Annotated in this window: 1 protein-coding gene; it reads right to left on the reverse strand. The window is 71.1% G+C overall.

Annotation, left to right across the window (positions count from 1 at the left end; genetic code table 11):
• Positions 1-27 precede the first annotated feature (27 nt).
• Complete coding sequence (locus tag ACFXGJ_RS24385) at positions 28-1,461, reverse strand: acyl-CoA carboxylase subunit beta (protein WP_378625850.1); 1,434 nt, start codon at positions 1,459-1,461, stop codon at positions 28-30.
• Between the last annotated feature and the right edge of the window lie 76 nt (positions 1,462-1,537).

Raw genomic sequence — 1,537 nt, forward strand, 5'->3', positions numbered from 1 at the left:
GCCCCTTGTTCATGTCGCGAGCTGGGCTCAGAGCGGGATGTTCTTGTGCGCCCCGCGGCGTGCGGGGGCCGCGGCGAGCGCCGCAGTGACGATGCTCCGGGTCTTGGCGGGATCGATCAGCTCGTCGACCACGCCGATCGACATCGCCCGGCCGACACCGCCGGCGATCGCCTCGTGCTCGGCGGCGAGTCGATCGTGCAGTGCCTCGCGCTCGTCCTCCGGTGCCGCGGCCAGGGCCCGCTTGTGCAGGATGCCGACGGCCGCCTTGGCGCCCATCACGGCGACCTCTGCCTCCGGCCACGCGAACACGGCGGTGGCGCCGAGGGCGCGGGAGTTCATCGCGATGTACGCACCGCCGTAGATCTTGCGGGTGACCACCGTGACGCGGGGGACGGTCGCCTCGGCGAACGCGTGCAGCAGCTTGGCGCCGCGACGCACCACGCCCTCCCACTCCTGGCTGACACCGGGCAGGTAGCCGGGAACGTCGACGATGACGACGAGGGGGATCCCGAAGGCGTTGCACAGCCGCACGAATCGGGCGGCCTTCTCGGCGCTCTCGGAGTTCAGGCAGCCGCCCAGGCGCAGCGGATTGTTCGCGATGACGCCGACGGTGCGGCCACCCATCCGTCCCAGGCCGGTGACGATGCTGCGGGCGTAGTTGCCCTGCAGCTCCTCGAAGCTGGACTCGCCGTCGACGTTGTCGAGCAGCTCGTGCACGATCGGGCGGACGTCGTAGGCGCGCTTGGCGGACTCGGGCATCATGGCCCGCAGGTCGCTGTCGCCGTGCTCGGCCGCGGACTGGTCGAACTCGCCCTGATCGGAGAACATCGACACCAGCCGGCGGGCCCGGTGCAGGGCGTCGAGCTCGTCGTGTGCGGCGATGTGCGCCACGCCGGACTTCTTGGTGTGGGTGTCGGGGCCGCCGAGCGAGGCCATGTCGACCTGCTCGCCGGTGACGGAGCGAACCACATCGGGTCCGGTCACGAAGACGCGGCCCTCGGGCGCCATGATCACCACGTCGGTGAGGGCGGGACCGTAGGCGGCGCCGCCCGCGGCGAAGCCGAGGACGACGGAAAGCTGGGGGATAAGGCCGGACGCCCGGACCATGGCTTCGAACACGAGGCCGACGGCGTGCAGGGCTTCGACACCCTCCGCCAGGCGGGCCCCGCCCGAGTGCCAGATGCCGACGATCGGTGCCTTCTCCTCGATGGCGGTGTCGATGGCCGCGACGATGTGCTTGCAGCCCTCCACGCCCATTGCGCCACCCATGACGGTGGCGTCGGAGCAGTAGGCGACGGTGCGGACGCCGTCGATCTCGCCGGACGCCGCGAGCACCCCGGACTTGTCGCGGGGATGCAGCGTGACCGTGGTCCCGGCGTCGAACAGGCTCTCGAGCCTCGTCAGAGGGTCGCGCGGATCGAGCTGGGAATCGGATCTGGTGATCGGAGCCAAGATGGTCATCGCCGGTCCTCCTTGAGTGCTGAGCCGCCCGGGGCGGTCGCCGGGGGTGGGATCCGGTCCCGGAGTCTTCCGGGAC

It is taken from the genome of Rhodococcus sp. NPDC059234 (genome assembly GCF_042754225.1).
GTDB lineage: Bacteria > Actinomycetota > Actinomycetes > Mycobacteriales > Mycobacteriaceae > Rhodococcus_G.

What these genes read in the sequence shown, in the direction of transcription:
- ACFXGJ_RS24385 (WP_378625850.1), bottom strand. Translation starts at nt 1,461, where the DNA reads ATGACCATCTTGGCTCCGATCACCAGATCCGATTCCCAGCTCGATCCG.